At 53.0% G+C, this 15,696-nt stretch carries 10 protein-coding genes; 6 read left to right on the forward strand and 4 right to left on the reverse strand.

The window, feature by feature from the left end:
• Nucleotide 1 precedes the first annotated feature (1 nt).
• From TH3_RS00860 to TH3_RS00885, 6 genes are all read left to right on the forward strand, one after another.
• Entirely contained in the window at nucleotides 2-2,767 is a 2,766-nt protein-coding gene (locus tag TH3_RS00860; RefSeq protein ID WP_007092223.1) for a DEAD/DEAH box helicase, read from the forward strand.
• A 1-nt stretch (nucleotide 2,768) separates the two neighbouring features.
• A complete protein-coding gene (locus tag TH3_RS00865) occupies nucleotides 2,769-7,220 on the forward strand; it encodes an Eco57I restriction-modification methylase domain-containing protein (protein ID WP_007092224.1) in 4,452 nt (1,483 codons plus the stop codon).
• Nucleotides 7,204-9,168 carry a hypothetical protein gene (locus tag TH3_RS00870; protein WP_007092225.1) on the forward strand — a complete coding sequence of 655 codons (1,965 nt, stop codon included), beginning with the start codon at nucleotides 7,204-7,206 and terminating at the stop codon, nucleotides 9,166-9,168. Before TH3_RS00865 ends, TH3_RS00870 begins: the two co-directional genes overlap by 17 nt.
• Nucleotides 9,169-9,918 (forward strand): HNH endonuclease, encoded by a 750-nt coding sequence (locus tag TH3_RS00875; RefSeq protein ID WP_007092226.1) that lies wholly within the window; start codon nucleotides 9,169-9,171, stop codon nucleotides 9,916-9,918.
• A 110-nt stretch (nucleotides 9,919-10,028) separates the two neighbouring features.
• The gene (locus TH3_RS00880) at nucleotides 10,029-11,132 is read left to right on the forward strand and encodes a GTP pyrophosphokinase (protein WP_007092227.1); all 1,104 of its coding nucleotides are present in this window, start codon (nucleotides 10,029-10,031) and stop codon (nucleotides 11,130-11,132) included.
• A 405-nt stretch (nucleotides 11,133-11,537) separates the two neighbouring features.
• Nucleotides 11,538-12,374 (forward strand): IS5 family transposase, encoded by an 837-nt coding sequence (locus TH3_RS00885; RefSeq protein WP_007092577.1) that lies wholly within the window; start codon nucleotides 11,538-11,540, stop codon nucleotides 12,372-12,374.
• Between the two features lie 444 nt (nucleotides 12,375-12,818).
• Here TH3_RS00885 and traI read toward each other — a convergent pair whose 3' ends face one another.
• The 4 genes from traI to TH3_RS00905 are packed head-to-tail and all read right to left on the reverse strand — an operon-like array spanning nucleotide 12,819 to nucleotide 15,625.
• The gene (gene traI, locus TH3_RS00890) at nucleotides 12,819-13,976 is read right to left on the reverse strand and encodes a TraI/MobA(P) family conjugative relaxase (RefSeq protein WP_007092555.1); all 1,158 of its coding nucleotides are present in this window, start codon (nucleotides 13,974-13,976) and stop codon (nucleotides 12,819-12,821) included.
• Nucleotides 13,973-14,347: a plasmid mobilization protein gene (locus tag TH3_RS00895; protein ID WP_007092556.1), complete on the reverse strand. Its 375-nt coding sequence runs from the start codon at nucleotides 14,345-14,347 to the stop codon at nucleotides 13,973-13,975. Before TH3_RS00895 ends, traI begins: the two co-directional genes overlap by 4 nt.
• 11 nt (nucleotides 14,348-14,358) lie before the next feature.
• The gene (locus TH3_RS00900; RefSeq protein WP_007092557.1) at nucleotides 14,359-15,348 is read right to left on the reverse strand and encodes a hypothetical protein; all 990 of its coding nucleotides are present in this window, start codon (nucleotides 15,346-15,348) and stop codon (nucleotides 14,359-14,361) included.
• Nucleotides 15,335-15,625: a hypothetical protein gene (locus TH3_RS00905; protein WP_007092558.1), complete on the reverse strand. Its 291-nt coding sequence runs from the start codon at nucleotides 15,623-15,625 to the stop codon at nucleotides 15,335-15,337. Before TH3_RS00905 ends, TH3_RS00900 begins: the two co-directional genes overlap by 14 nt.
• Nucleotides 15,626-15,696: the final 71 nt, after the last annotated feature.

The raw sequence follows: 15,696 nt of genomic DNA on the forward strand, positions 1-15,696 counted from the left end.
AATGACGGTGAGTTTTACGCCAGGGGATTTGGTGCGCGCGCGGGGCAGAGAGTGGGTCGCACTTCCAGCACCGGGTGAAGGTCTGATGGCGTTGCGTCCTCTGTCTGGGAATGAGAACGATATTCTCATCCTAGATCCGAACCTTGAGATTACATCGGTCGAACACGCCCGTTTTGATCTTCCAGAGGATTCTCGTCCCACCGTTCAGTCAAAAGCTGCGCTACTAGCGGATGCCTTGCGTATGACCCTGAGGCGTGGTGCGGGCCCTTTTCGTTCAGCAGCCCAACTCGCATTCGAACCACGGACTTATCAACTTGTTCCTCTGTTGATGTCTCTGCGACTTCAGGTGCCGCGTCTTTTGATTGCCGACGACGTTGGTATCGGTAAGACCATCGAGGCGGGCTTAATTTTGCGTGAATTGATGGATCGGGGGGAGGTTGATGCATTTTCAGTTCTCTGCCCGCCTCATCTTGTGGATCAGTGGATTATTGAACTCAAGGACCGGTTTGGCATTGAAGCCGTCCCCGTAACATCAGGCACAGCGTCCCGACTGGAGCGCACTCTGCCGCTGGCGCAAACGCTATTTGATGCCTACCCGTTCACTGTAGTAAGTCTTGACTACATCAAGGCAGAAAAGCGTCGAGAAGGATTTGCAAGGTCCTGTCCAGACTTTGTGATAGTCGATGAAGCGCATGCTTGCGTTGGAACGCACAAGGGCAGGCAGCAACGTTTTGACTTACTTCGTGGGCTTGCGAAAGACCCTGAGCGTCGGCTGATAATGCTTACGGCAACGCCGCATTCAGGTGACGAAGAAGCCTTCGCGCGTTTGCTTTCATTAATCGACCTAGAGTTCGCGTCCATGGACTTCGATAACGCGCGGTATCGTGAGCGCTTGGCGCGGCATTTTGTTCAAAGGCGCCGGGTTGATCTGATCGAGGGGGACTGGGACGAAAACAGTTCTTTTCCAAAACATGAAACAAAGGAGTCCTCTTATCGCCTGTCAGCCGAGCATTTGGCCTTTCAGGAAGCTGCGATAGATTACTGCTTGTCTGTTGTATCGAAAGCTGGAGATCAGAAGAGAGATCAGCGGCTCGCATTTTGGGGCACGCTTGCCTTGATGCGCTGTGTGGGGTCGTCACCTGCCGCTGCGCTTAGTGCTCTAAGAAATCGTGCCTCGAATGAGGCTGACCGCTTGGAGCCGAAGATATTTGATGAAGATGGCGACGATGAAGATGCCGTTGATGTTGAGCCAAATACGATTTTTGCCAATGATCCGGCGCTTCAGTCTCTTCTAGACCAGGCTAGGGGCCTGTTGGGCACAAAGGATCCCAAACTTGAAGCCCTGGTCAGCGTTCTGAAACCTTTGATTAAGAGCGGGGCTAACCCAGTTGTGTTTTGTCGTTACCTAGCGACGGCAGAATATGTCAAGAACGGTCTTCGCAAAGCATTCCCGAAGCTGAATGTTCAGTCCGTAACCGGCGAACTAACGCCCGATGAGCGTCGAGACCGTGTTGCAGAGATGGCGGTTGAAGTTGGCGAAAAGGCTGTTCAGCGGATCTTGGTAGCGACTGACTGCCTGTCGGAGGGGATCAACTTACAGCAACTATTTGACACGGTTATACATTACGACCTGTCTTGGAACCCAACCCGGCATCAGCAACGGGAGGGGCGTGTAGACCGCTTTGGCCAACCTGCCGAGTTGGTGCGATCAATCATGATGTTCTCGCCCGACAGTGCCATTGATGGCGCGGTCCTTGACGTGATTCTGAGGAAGGCGCGGGATATCCGAAAAGCCACTGGTGTAACAGTCCCCTTGCCTGATGAGCGCGGACCAGTGACTGATGCCCTTATAGCAGCAATGATGCTTCGCCGCGGCGGTCACAAACAGCTGACATTTGATCTGCGTCTAGAGGATGGTACGCAGGCGATGGAAACGCGATGGCGCGACGCAAGTGAAAATGAGAAGAAATCACGTGCTCGTTTTGCACAGAACGTGATGAAACCGGCCGAGGTGGAACCAGAATGGAACAAGGTAAAAGATCTGCTTGGTTCGCCAGATGATGCGCTTTTGTTCGTCCAGCGCACAATGTCTCGCTTCGGCGTTCCATTGGAAAAAAAACGCTTAACCTATATCGCGCATGTTCATGCTTTACAGGAAAGTTTGAGAGAGACATTGGCGCAAAAAGGACAAGAGAAATCGGTTAAGCTTGCTCTTACTGAACCAGCGCCTGCAGGTACATCTCTTCTCACGAGGACGCATCCCCTGACCGCGTCATTGGCAGAGAGCTTAGTTGAGGCATCTCTTGATCCGGAAGCTATTCCCGACCTTGGTATCGGTCGAGTAGGTGCTTGGCCAACGACAGCGGTTTCAGCAATGACACGGCTGATGCTTTTGCGCATTCGTTTCAAGATAACGGTCCATTCTCGTAAAGAACGAATGTTGCTTGCTGAAGAAGCAGCGCTGGTAGCCCTTCAAGGGGATCGAATCGTGGCGAATGGTAATGCAGCGCGCGAATTGTTGAACACGTCTGCTACGGCAGACCTCGCTGCTATCGCGCGTGACCGCATGGTCAATGCTGCGAAATCTGATTTACCTAGGCTGATTGCCGGGCCTTTGGAGATTTTTGTGAACGAGCGTGCTGAGCAACTTGTTGAAGATCACGCGCGGTTGCGAGCAGCGGCGGGATCGGCCTCCCGCGTTAGTGTTGAGGCTGTCCTTCCACCGGACATTATTGGAATGTTCGTATTGATGCCGGGTGAGGTGTGATATGGCGCGCAAACCAATTACCGATATGTCAGCGTGGCCTTCCCTAAGTCTAGAGGGCAATCTGATTGCGCCTGCTATGATAGCTAAAATCGATCATAGGACAGCAGCAGAACAGGCACCGGAAGACTATGCCGTTCGAAGGGGGCTCTCTATCCGTGAGGAAATTGCGACGGCTTTTCGCGTCGGACAGTCCCATTACGACGCATACTCTGAGATCAAGACGCCGTCTCAAGACGCCACACGTCGTTTTGTGTCGGGTTTTTTCAAGGAGACGTTCGGATACGAAGACCTTCACACAGCAGACGCTCCCGTCGCCATGATTGCAGGTGGGCGAGTACCCGTCGTTGTGGTGCCATCATCTGAAGTGCTCGATCGCCGCAGTCCGACTTTATCCGTCGACCGGTCGCGTTCACCGGCCTTTGCTCTTCAAGACTATCTCAACGACAACGACGAGGCACTTTGGGGTATCGTTACCAATGGTCTGCATTTAAGGCTCATGCGGGACAACGCCTCCCTTACACGACCTGCCTATATTGAGGCTGACCTGGTTCAAATATTTTCGAACGAGGATATTGCTTCTTTTGCAGTACTCTGGCTTTTGATCCACCGGTCTCGTTTCGGGAGTGAAGGTGCTCCTGCAACGGACTGTGCATTGGAACGCTGGAGAGACAGCGGCTCAAAAGAAGGCGAGGCTGCCCGAGATCGCCTTGCCGACCAGGTGCAAATCGCGCTGAAAGTGCTCGGATCCGGTTTCCTCGAAGCCAATCCCGAATTAGCCCGGAAGCTGAATTCAGGCGAAGTGAACCTCACGGATTGGTTTAATGAGCTCCTTCGCCTTGTATACCGGCTGATATTCCTCATGGTAGCCGAGGATCGAAATCTACTGCATCCAACCGATGCCCGAACTGACGCCCGTGCCTTATACGCTCAAGGCTACTCCCTCGCAGTTTTGCGTAAGCAATGTTATCGCGCTGCAACTTGGGACAAGCATCACGACCGCTACGAAGGTATAAAGATTATCTTCCGTGGGCTCGCGCACGGCCAACCTAAACTTGCCTTGCCTGCTCTTGGAGGTCTCTTTGCAGAGGACCGTTTGCCGCACCTCGAAACCGCCCGCCTGCGCAATAAGGCCTTCATGGAGGCGCTCTACCGCCTCTCCTGGCTCTCAGATAAAACCGGTATGGTCCCCGTGAATTGGCGCGCGATGGAGACTGAGGAGCTGGGCTCGGTTTACGAATCCCTCCTCGAACTGCAGCCTCAGCTAGGCGACGACGGAAAGACACTGATTTTCGCCTCCGAGGCCGCAGAGCAGAAGGGCAACCAGCGCAAGACCACCGGCTCTTACTACACACCGGACAGTCTCGTTCAGGCGCTGCTCGACACCGCACTCGATCCCGTGCTCGACAAGACGGAGGCCGAGGCGGACGATCCGGCCAAGGAGCTTCTGAAGCTCTCGATTATCGACCCCGCCTGCGGCTCGGGCCACTTCCTGCTGGCCGCCGCCCGTCGCATCGCAACGCGGCTGGCCCGTATCCGCGCCGATGGAACGCCATCGCTCGACGATTTCCGCCATGCCCTGCGCGATGTCGCGCGGTCCTGCCTGCACGGAGTTGACCGCAACCCGATGGCGGTGGAACTGACCAAGGTCGCGCTCTGGATCGAGACGGTCGACCCCGGCCTTCCCCTTGGCTTCTTCGACGCGCAGATCCGTTGCGGTGACGCACTGCTCGGCGTCTTCGATCTGAAGGTGCTGGAAGCCGGAATTCCGGATGCCGCCTACAAACCGTTAACCGGCGACGATAAGGGCACGGCGAAATACTATCTGCAGGCCAACAAGGATACGAAAAAGGGCCAAGGAGGGTTCGATTTCGGAACTGGACAGGCTGCCATGCCCACGATGAAACCTTTGGCGCTGGATTTCTCGGGCTTCCGCGATCTGCCCGAGGATACGGTGGAGCAGATCGACGCCAAGGCCGAGCGGTTCAAGGAGCTACGTAAGGGGCAGACCTTTGTCCGCGGCAAGGCGGCGGCGGATCTCTATGTGGCGGCCTTCCTGCTGCCCAAGGTGGACGGCGCACCGGCGGGAGCGTCGGAGCGAACAGTGCCGACGACCGAGGAGCTGTGGATGGCCCTCAATCAGGGCAAGATGCGGCAGGCGATGGTCGAGGCGCCCAAGGTCGCCCGAAACGCCCGAGCCCTGCATTGGCCGCTGGAGTTCCCCGACGTGATGCAGCGCGGCGGGTTCGATGTGGTGTTGGGCAACCCGCCGTGGGAGCGGATCAAGCTGCAGGAGCAGGAGTTTTTTGCCTCCCGCTCGCCCGAGATCGCCAACGCGCCAAACAAGGCCGCGCGCGACCGACTGATCAAGGCGCTGGAGAAGGTCGCGCCGGGAACCACAGACCGCGCGCTGTTCGATGCTTTCATAGAGGCCAAGCGCGAGGCCGAGGCGACCAGTGAATTCGTTCGTGTGCCGGGCGAAGATGGTGGGCGCTTTGCGCTGACCGGACGAGGCGACGTGAACACTTATGCCTTGTTCGCAGAGCTGTTCGCCAATCTTGCTAGGCTGCGTGCGGGGATAATTGTACCCACTGGTATCGCAACCGATGCAACCACTGCGCCCTTCTTCGCCCATCTTGTGGGAGCGCGGCGGCTTGCAAAGCTCGTGGACTTCGAAAACTCCGCACCAATTTTTTCAGGCGTTCACCGCAGCTTTAAATTCGCCCTGCTTACCTTGGGCCGCGATGAAAGCAACGCGCGTTTCGCGTTCTTCCTGACTGATCCGTCGCAACTTGTTGAAACAGAACGCAACTTTGCTCTCACGCCCGCCGATATCGCGGCGATCAATCCCAACACTAACACTGCGCCCGTGTTTCGCTCGCGCGCAGATGCGGAACTTACCGCAAAGATGTATCGCGGAGCGCGGGTGCTAATTGAGGACAGCGATGTCGAAAAGGGTAACCCTTGGAATATCAGTTTTTCGCGACCATTCGACATGGCCAACGACAGCGGTCTATTTCGAACGCATGAGCAACTGCAAGCACTTGGTTTCATCCGGGATGGAGTGAATTGGACGAATAAAACAGCGTCGGCCCAGTACTTCGTTCCCCTGTATGAAGCGAAGATGTTTCATATCTTTGACCACCGCTGGGTCACCTATGACGAAGCTGGCCAGACAGCAGCACTCCCTATCGAAACCAAGACAAATGTTTCAACTGAAGTTGAGCCGCGATATTGGATCGAAAAGGGCGAAGTAGAGGAAAGGCTTGCTCAACGGCTTTCTGGGCGCAGGTATATCTTTGCTTTCCGCGACATCTGCCGATCAACAGACGAAAGAACAGCAATCTTTTCGGTTTTACCCGTTGCAGGCACAGGCAACACATGTCCACTCGTATTCTCTGCGCAAAACTCAAAGCTTTTTAGCTGTCTGATCGGCAACTTGAATTCAATTCCCGCTGATTTCGTTGCGCGGCAGTCAGTTGGCGGCACACACTTAACATATGGATATCTCAAGCAGTTTGCAGTCTTTCCCCCCGAATTCTACACCGAACCCCGCCTGGCATTCATCACCCCGAAGGTGCTGGAACTCACCTACACCTCGCACAGCCTCGCCCCCTTCGCCCGCGATCTGGGCCATGACGGCCCGCCCTTCGCCTGGGACGAGGACCGCCGCGCGCTCCTACGCGCCGATCTCGACGCCTTCTACGCCCGCGCCTACGGCCTGACCCGCGACGAGCTGCGCTACATCCTTGACCCCGCCGACGTGAAGGGCCACGACTACCCCTCGGAAACTTTTCGCGTTCTGAAGGAAAAGGAAATCCGCCAACATGGCGAGTATCGCACCCAACGTCTCGTCCTAGCTGCCTGGGACCGGATGGAAGCGGATGGCACTTTTGATACGCTCGGGTTCACTATGGCCGGGGCAGTTGAACCCGTATCGCGGGTGCCTAAACTGCTTAACCTCTCGGCATTGCCCGATGGCGCGTTTGTTCGTGCCACGCAGGCACCAGGTGACACTGCAGCAGCTTTGGCAGCTATTTTGAAAGCTTTGGACGGGCCGACATCGGCGCGCACAGTACGGATAGCTGCGGTGATGATGCTGGAGCCACGTCTATTAACCCCGTTGCTTTCCGATCCATTGTCGCAGGAGTGGCGACGGCTGGCAGGGCAGGAGGCCGAGCCCTTGCAGGGTAACGTGACTGGCTTCATACAACGGATCAATCCCGTGTGGGGTGCTGCCTTGAGCAACCATCGTGGCAATGGCCGCTTGATCGAAGATCTTGCCGCCGGAACTTGGGCGCAAGGAACGGGCTTGGAAGTCTTCGAAACCACCGGTTGGCCCGACGGGCGGGCCGCCTTTGTTCTGGAAGCTCTGGCAACGCTTAAACTCGACCAGACCGTCGAGCAATTACCGGGCGAGATTCAAAGGTGGGTGCGTGATGCAGCAGTCGCATGATTTGTTCGAAAGCAAACTTGAGCTGACACCACCAACCGGGGCGGCAGGACCGCGTCTGTGGGTGCGCCGCCTCGCGGTATGGAAGGAACCCGGTGAAAAGCCTATTCGCGACATTCATTTGCGACCGGGATTGAATATCATCTGGTCTCCCGACGGGGCTGAAGCGGAAGGTGGTTCCATTGGTCACGGGGCGGGAAAGACCCTATTTTGTCGCCTGCTGCGTTATTGTATGGGCGAGGGACGTTTTGCCGATGAAGAACAAAGAAAGCGCATCGGTGTCGCCTTTCCCAATGGAATGGTCGGAGCGGAGGTCATGTTGGATGGCGTATGTTGGGCCGTGATCCGTCCTCTTGGATTGCGGCGCCGTCATGTCGCTTTACAACATGGCGATCTGGACACTGTCGCGGATGATGATACGCCCACAACTGGCATAGAAACGCTTGTCCAAGCGATTGAAGAAGCCGTCATAACGCCAGAGATTACAAGGCTTGTGCGGACGCAACCAGGCCAAGCTGCTTGGCCTATTGCACTAGCTTGGCTGACCCGAGACCAAGAATGCCGGTTCGATCATATCCTTGACTGGCGCGATCCGTCGTCTGGATCTGAAGCGCCGGTTCCGGCCAGCGGTGACAACAAAGCCTTGCGGGTCGCGGCAGTGCGGGCTTTTCTGCGCGCGATTACCGAAGAAGAAAGCCAAAATCAAACTTCCGCCGACAACCTGAAATCCGAAATCACCACTAAGGAAACGCAGTTCAGTCACCTTGCCTGGACCGTAGAGCGGGAACAGAATGTCCTCATTACTGCACTCGGGCTCGTAGGAAAGTCTTTGCCTGAAATGCCGTTGCTGATTGATGTGTTGCGGAAAGAAGCCGAAAACAAGCTCGCCAAGGCAGCGATGCTTCCTGAAATGGGAACAACGGATATTGAGACCGCAAGAAGAACTTTGAATGATGCCCGAAGCACATTTGATCGACTTGAAGCCGAGCGGAAGGAAATCAATGCACGATTGCCTGCCGAAGAGAGGTTGCTGACGAACCTTCAAAGCGAAGTGCCCGGATTATCGTCGGCTGCCCAAATGGCAGCGTCCCCTGTTTGTCCTATTTGTGAAGTGCCGCTAGACAAGGCTTTGGCTGACGGCTGCAACCTGTCGCGTAATCCTTTTGATGAAGACGCATGTCGGACCCGGTTCGAGAGGAAACGGCAGGAGATTGCGGAACAAGATGAGATCGTTAAGCGATTAAAGGCACGGGTTAGCGTACAACAGCCGGAAATAGCTCTGGCGCAGCAGGCAAAAGATAGAGCGGCAGCTCACCTGAAAAGATTGGAGGACGCTCGAGATAACCGCTCTTTGGCTTGGGAGACTGCGCTGAGCCACAAGAAAAAAGTGGAAGAATTGAGCCGTGCTTTTGATGAAAAGGTCAGTGTTCGTAAAGCATTAGATGCTCTTGAACAGAAGCAAAGCAATATTAAAGGAAAATTCGAAAAATTTCGAAGCAACCAGGCCGCTGTCTTTACGGAAGTCACTGAACGCTTCGATCCGATTGTCCGTGCCCTTCTTGGTCCGTCCGCAAGCGGTGAAGTCAAATTGACCGGTAAAGGATTGGAACCCAAAATTATTGATGGCGGTGATCGAAAAACAGCCGCGATTGAATCGCTTAAAGTTCTGGCTTTTGATTTAGCCTGCATGTGTTTGAGCGTAGAGGGGAAAACACGTCTTCCGGCTTTTTTGTTGCACGACAGCCCTCGTGAGGCTGATTTGGGGCTGACCATTTATCACGCCCTTTTCAGGTTCATCCAAGCATTAGAAGAGGCAACTGAGCAGCCGCATTTTCAATATATCATAACCACTACGACACAGCCGCCGCAGGATCAACTTGTCGAACCATGGCTAAGGCTGACTCTACGAGGCTCTCCTGGCGAGGAGCGTTTGCTGGGGCAGAACTTGTAGATGATCCAGATCCCGCAAAATTTCGTCATACGGCAGGAATGCGCCAAAGTTGCGTTTCAAAACGGCTTCCGCCGAGAACTGGGCGAGGTGGGCGGATGGGCAGCCTTTAGCTCGACCACCGTGCCCGGCACGATCCATCTCGCTGCTGCTGACGCAGAGGGGCCGTGGTTCCTAGCTCTAGATCATGCGGGCGTCATCGAGGAGCTGGATCTCCCTATCGCGGAAATACCCGGCCCCGGTCTTTCCCGCTACACCTTCGAAACGCTGGGGCAGCTTTACAGCATGTTGCCGCGCGTCTACCAACTGGCAGTAAGCCTTCCTGATGTGCCGCTTCGGGAGTTCCTGGCAAAGGTCAAGGAACTGCCTACGACGACCGAGGCCGAACGGCTCGTTGTCCAGCGTATAGGCCAGAACATCTTCCGAGCGAGTCTCATTGACTATTGGCAGAGCCGCTGCCCGCTGACCGACATCACTGACCCCGCGCTGCTGCGCGCCTCGCACATCATACCGTGGTCTCAATGCGAGACTGATGAACAACGATTGGATGTGCACAACGGGCTTCTCCTTTCTGCGTTGTGGGATGCGGCTTTCGACACCGGGTTTGTGACGTTTGATGATTCCGGCTGTCCATTGTTCTCTAGTAAACTAGGGGTAGCAGCTAGAAACTGTTTAACTTGGACGAAACCTGTTCTGCTAACGGACATGCATAGGCGCAATCTTGATTGGCATCGACAGCATATTTTTAAGTGATCTGATGATGAGAGCCTCTTCCAAAGGAAGGACGTGAACAGGTCGAACCTGCATTTTGTAAGAGGTCAATATGACGATCACGACGTGTAAATGATACTCTGGAGGGTGCGTTGAGCGGTTTTGATGAGAAAATCGGTGAAGTGATTGACTTTTTCGAAAGTAAGGAAATTGACCGATTAGGAAAATTGGTTCGCTTTGTTACAGCGAAGTTGGAACAAGAACTTTCGCAGAAAGGAATATTGGCGCGTGTTTCCTCTCGCGTAAAGAGTTCGCAAAGCCTTCGTGGCAAGTTAATAAAATGGAGCAAAGACGCGGAAAAAAAGCGCAAATTTGAGGGAAGTCCAGAGGTGGTTCTGTCTGGAGTAAGCGATCTAGCTGCCGCACGTATTATGACTTACACAGAACAAGATAGAGAGGCCGTTGTTGGAATAATTAAGTCTATTTTTTCTACGCCTCAAGGGTACAGCGTGGATTTTGATTTGGAGCGTAAAGAGGAGCACATCAGAATAAGAAACAATCCTCGGAATCATTATCGTGCAACCCACATGATGGTTTCGGTCCACGAGAATGACTTGCAAGGGGATTTCGCGAATCTCAAATTTGATAAGTGCGAGCTGCAGATCACAAGTCTCCTAGCTCATGTTTGGAATGAGATAGAGCATGACACGGTCTACAAATCTTTGTCTGGGGAGTTGTCTGAGGCCGAGCGTGATGCAATCGACTCTCTTGGACATCTTACGAAGACAGGGGACAATATTATTCAAAGCCTTCTACACTCAAGAGAAATTCGTGAGAGGCAAGAGAGGCTTAATTATGATATTGAGAGTGATAAATTCTATGATGAATTTAACTTATCACAGTTTTTAGAGAGTCATTTTGGTCCTAAGATTAATAATGTACCAATGGATTATTATTCAGGTGTATCAGAGTTGTTATCTGTCCTTGTTGCACTTGGCTGGAATCATCCAAACGAGGTTTCGATTCATTTTTCACCGTATTCACTGATAAATGCACGAAACGAAACCATGGCACTTGCTCGGTTCTTGAATAAAAATAATCGTACTAGGCCCAGTATTTCTGCCTGTACTTGTGATCTTTTTGTAGTGGCCGCGATTATTAAGAAAAAAATTGAACTCCAGAACAAATTTTCGGATACGCACAGGAACAAGCGAGAAGTTGCAATTTTATCTGTTTTTGCCGAAAAGAATGGTTAGCCGGATATCGAGAGATAACTACGATTGTGGTCTAAAGAACTGATTTACAGCGCGAATAGGTTGGCGTCCTCGCAAATCTAGAATTTTAGGTTTAGCCAATAAATACAGTTCTAGAATTGGGGCTTAAGTCTTTTGTTGTTTGAGTTTTCTCGGATAGACAAGAAGGCTGAAAGCGCGCAGAACGATCAATCAAGATTGATATACTGTGCATCATAAGTATGTATTTCAATGCCTTTGATCTTTTCACGGAACCAGTCAACTTCCCGCACGATACTATTTGTGTCGAGTTTGACTCTTCCTAGGGATGTGTTCTCATGGGAATGCTTGAGAGCCCGTTTAAAAAGTAATTGAGTGATATCAATCAGTTGTGATTCAACCGTCTTTGTTGAGAAGATGGAGGATCACATGCCTTGGACTGATATCACCCGCCCGCAATATAACCGTGACTGTTTGCGTTATCCAAGTGATTTAAGCGACAGAGAATGGGAGCTTATTGCACCCTTTATCCCTGCCGCCAAAACGGGCGGACGTCCGCGCAGAACGGATATGCGCGAAGTCATGAACGCCATTATTTACATCGCCAGCGGCGGTATTCAATGGCGGATGCTGCCTACAGATTTTCCACCGGCCTCCACAGTACGCTATTATTTCTATCACTGGCGCGACATCGGACTTTGGCAATCGATCAATCATATTCTTGTCATGGCCACCCGGGAGCTGGAAGGCAAGGAAGCCAGCCCAACGGCAGGGGTTATTGACAGTCAAAGCGTCAAAACGACAGAAAGTGGCGGGATTTCAGGCTATGATGCCGGCAAGAAGATCAAGGGACGCAAGCGCCATATCCTCACCGATACGCTGGGATTGATGGTGTTCGTTCTGGTGCATGGTGCCAATGTTCAGGACCGCGACGGTGCCCCGGACGTGTTCAAGGCCGTTCGATATCGTTTCCCCTGGCTGCGCCATATTTTCGCAGATGGCGGCTATGCCGGAGAAAAGCTGCGTGCGGCACTTCAGGGCAAAGGTGACTGGACAGTTGAAATTATCAAACGCTCTGACAGGGCAAAAGGCTTTGAAGTCTTGCCCCGGCGCTGGGTGGTGGAACGCACGTTTGCATGGCTCAACAGATGCAGACGATTGGCGAAAGATTGGGAGAAATCAATTGAAAGCGCGACTGCTTGGATCAATATTGCCAGCATCAGAATGATGGCCCGAAGAATTGCAACTTATTGTTTTGTCAGATGAACTTTTGAATCAGGCTCTCATAGGACTGGTAAAAAAGCTGTCCGAGTAGCAGAGCGTTTCAGATGAAAAAGGATTTACCTTGCGGGATGCGTTATAGCCGAATAGGCCCGAGTCCAGCAGGTTGTCGGTTCTAGATTCTGCCCATGCTTCCATTTGAAAGTGGGTTCGGTGAATCGTGAAAGGAGTCCAGTTTCTTATCGTAACTGCTATTGGGGCATCTAAAGGGCACGGATTATTATCTCGCTGTACTGTTGCTTCAATGCTTCGCCCGTAAAGTAAGTAGCCGACCGTAGTTAATAATACGGCTGTAACAAATGAAGCTAAAAGTGTCGAGCGAAGGCGCATAAGTTGACTCTGTAGTGGTAAGGACGGAACCTTAGACGCAATGTAACGTGCGGGCACACAGCATATATCTAATTATAGTCTTGATAAGAAACAAACGTTTTAGTGGTTGCGATGATTGAGGTTTAGATTAACGTGTGCAAGCTTGTTCTGTAGTTGATTGTCGCGTGAGTGTGTATGGACGACTGTTGGTGTAGCCAAAAGGGTTTTCAGCATTTCACGATGGGCCATTATCAGGACCATAGCCAAGGGATCCTGATGGGCTTCCATCAACAAAAACATCTTCCAGTTTCGTAAGGCACGTGCCGTCAGGCTAGGCTGCCGGTGCATGATTTCCCGCGTACTGAGGTAGCGACGCCAAAGGGCAGGGGTGTTGCGATGCCGAACAAGCGGTCGGGGCTTGTAGTGTCGTTTCGTTCTGGTTAGATGTTCGCCTTTGCTGCGTGGTTTGGTTTGCTGTGCTTCAAACACCCCAAATCGTTCTTCAAGCTTCTTTTTGCTGCACGTTCGATCCAGCTGGCTGGCCTTCATCGCCTGCCCATCTGAGCTTATGAGGACCATCCCATTACCGCGCAGCTTGAGGGATATGTCATATCCCGCCAGAACCTCGTGCGCTTCCCGCCAGTTCTTGGCCTTCCCTAAGCCTTCCAGTATTTCTTCCCGATGTTTCAACACATGCCGCTGGAATGATTCCTGCCAGGTATGGGCTTCATAATTTCGCGCGGCAGGTGACAGCTTGTTTGGATCACGCTCTTTGCCATCAGTCATGCCGGGATCAATGGCGAGACCGTATTTCTTCTCCATTTCGCGCGAGACCTTGGCGAGAATCTTAAAGTCCCTATGTGGTGTAATGATCTTGAGCGTTTCCGGATGCACTTTGTTAAAGGCAATATGCATGTGGAAATTATCGGTATTGATATGGGTGCCTGCCACCCGTTGATGCTCTTCGTAACCAAGTGCCTTGGCATATTCGGCCTCGATGGCCATCAGATCCTCTTTGGTCAGTTTGTCCTGCTCGCCAGATCGGAAAGAAACGACAAGGTGATAGGTCTTGTCGGCAATATCGGGCTTTTGTCGCCGAACTGCTTCGATCTCCAGAAGGGCCAGATCGAGATCCTCGATATTTGTGCCGGCATCGCAATTGCGGATCCAGAACTGATGCAGTTTTTCGCCTTTTTCCTCGGCAGCGGCGATATATTGGCCAAGACGGGTATAGTTGTCTGGCACACCAGATTTCTTGCCGATCCGGGTTGCAATCATGATTTTCCCTGCAGGTTCTTGCCAGGCTGAAGTTGCATCCGGATCTCACCAATGGCGGCTTTGAGCTCGGTCTGGGTCGCCTCGATATCGCGGTTCAGGCGGTCGAACTTCTTGAGCAGATCTGCCGAGAGCGGCTCATCAAGCGCGAGCTTGAACAGATTGCCCAAGCGGGCCATATCGGCATTGACCTTCAGAAGATCCCGAATGCCCTGCCATGCGGCAAAGTCGCTGGCACTGGGCAGTTTGGTATTCATCAACAACCGTTTGAGCAGTTCCGAGCGTGACAGTCGCAGCTGGTGGGCAAGCTGATCGATGCGGGTTTTCTCTTCGTCGTTGAGATAGGTTTTGATGACGTGACGTTCGGTGGCCATTTCTTGTTCCGCTATTGCCCGGAAGATCCTGAAGGAGAACCACCTGGCATCATTTCGGTCCGGATACTCTCGGGAAGGGTGGCATCAAACCCGCCAACCAGATTGACGATACTGCGTGTAAAATCCGTGCCGAACTTGCGCTCATAGACCTCTTTGGCCTTTGCGATGAGATGCGGCTCTCGTTTGTCGGGATTGCTGTAATTGATCAGGTTTGCAAAATACCTTGGATCAAACGTTATGGTTTTGGCGAAGACCACGTTGCGATCCCCATCGCAGACTTCAAACTCGACCATCTCGATCAGGCTGTCGTCTTCGGTCTTGCGACGGTAATCAACAAAGCACCAGGTCACTTCATAAAACTGATCACCTTTTGCAATCCGGCCTTTTTCATCAAAACGGGCATGGGGAATGCCGTCGATGATGGCCTGACGCAGTTCGTCCTGTCCCTTGCTGATCTTTTGACCGAAGATCGAGAGCCCTTTGGAGCGATAGGCAAACATCCAGGGGATGTTGCGCAGGGTCGCATCGTGGAAGCGATAGCCATCTGCTTCAATCCAGTTTTCCAGCATGGTGAGTGCAATTTTGGGCGAGATCCAGATGCCGGTCTCTTTGCGAATGATGTAAATCACCCGGTCAAACTGGGTCAGAACGATGCCGAGGATCTTGAGAGAAATGCCTTCCATGCCGCGCTTGCGACTGCTGCCTTTGCTCTGGTTCTTGCGCACATAGGGACACCATTCAAAATTATCGGCATTGAAATAATCAAACCCGGTGACCGGTTTGCCTGTGTGGCGACCATAGGGGCGGTCGGTATGAGGAAGCTCCTCATAAAGCCCCACCAGACGGATCGGATTGTCGCAGGCCGGACATACGGCATATTCGCGCTGTTTATCACCGGTGACCTGATACCAGGGCTCAAGTTTTCTGGTGTCGCGTTCAAAGGCAGTGCGCTCGATCTCTTTCTCGTCGACTGTCTGCGCCTGCAATTTATAGACGTGCATTATCTGCTCTCCCGGCGACGGTCTCACGGAGGGAAGAACCGATGTTATAATGGTTTATGACACTGTTCCACCATGCGGCCCCCAGCTTGGGAACAGACGCCTTCTGCTCGGCAAGGTGGAGGCATTGCAGGAGGGTCGGCAGATCAAGCGAGAAGGTGTTTTCGCCTGCCTGCAGGGCGAAGACCAATGCCGGGCCGCACACGTCGCAATCAAGGTCCTGAGCCCCTTCAAGATTGGCGCGCTTTTCAAAAATGTCCATCACATGCTGTTCGGTCATGAGGCGTTCTCCTGGTAAAAGGCAAAGAGGAAGGGGGGGGGCCGGTGGCGTGCATCGCGCCACCGGCATTC

Origin of the sequence: Thalassospira xiamenensis M-5 = DSM 17429 (assembly GCF_000300235.2) — a bacterium.
Lineage (GTDB): Bacteria > Pseudomonadota > Alphaproteobacteria > Rhodospirillales > Thalassospiraceae > Thalassospira > Thalassospira xiamenensis.